The 747-nt window shown below is 59.0% G+C and carries 1 protein-coding gene; it reads left to right on the top strand.

The features are described 5' to 3' along the window. Positions 1–393: 393 nt before the first annotated feature. Positions 394–663, top strand: coding sequence for a KTSC domain-containing protein (locus EN807_RS37570; RefSeq protein WP_281405237.1), 270 nt, complete (start codon positions 394–396; stop codon positions 661–663). The last annotated feature ends 84 nt before the right edge of the window (positions 664–747 follow it).

The following is a 747-nucleotide window of genomic DNA, read 5'->3' as shown; positions in this document are numbered from 1 at the left end:
ACCCACGCTCAGGAATAGCAGCCCGAGAATAGGGCGCGGAAGTCGCCGTGACGGCCTCCTTCCGATGCGCTTTCGCCACCGGTTAGCCTGATCGGCGCCTTGGTAACGGTTGGCTTTCCCCACGCCTGCTCTCCCCAACGGGAGAATGCCTTCACCGCAAAGGAGAGTCCAGAGAGCTTTAAGCGGTTGCTAACTAAAGCGCTGGCGGGCATGCGGCGTCTGATTTATCATCGGCGTCTATGGGAATACTTACACCGCGCGCTTGCGCTCGCCCTAGTGTTGGCGCTGTTGTTTTGCCTGATAGGCTCGTCGGCGGTTGCCAAGCCCGCGGCTTTGCCTTCGCATGAAGCGTGAAGGGACCTGGAACACGTCGTCACCTAGATCGTTGACTGCGTGCCGCCGGAAACCTTCGCCGCGTTCAAAGCGGCCTTTGCGAAGGGCCGCTATTTCAATGACCACATCCGCAATCACTTCCGGTACCGTCTAGCGCCTACTAATGGGGACCTCGTTGTGGCGCGCGTTAGGAACAGACAGTCTAGTGGTAAAAGCCTGACACTTGGTACCCGACGTGTGGGGCAGCTCAGGCTGAAAGACCGCGAATCAGGCAATCACGGACAAGTTGGAAGGTCAGCCCCGCAATCGCGCCCAGGGCGTCCTCAATAAGCCCGAGTGAATCCGCCATCGTGTAGAATGTTCAGGCCTGTCATGTGATCAGTGAGGGGCGACAACAAGCCCTCGACGACGACG

Source organism: Mesorhizobium sp. M5C.F.Ca.ET.164.01.1.1 (assembly GCF_004792125.1).
Classification (GTDB): domain Bacteria; phylum Pseudomonadota; class Alphaproteobacteria; order Rhizobiales; family Rhizobiaceae; genus Mesorhizobium; species Mesorhizobium wenxiniae.
The sequence above is the reverse complement of the archived record's forward strand: the minus strand, read 5'-3'. Positions and strand labels throughout refer to the sequence as shown.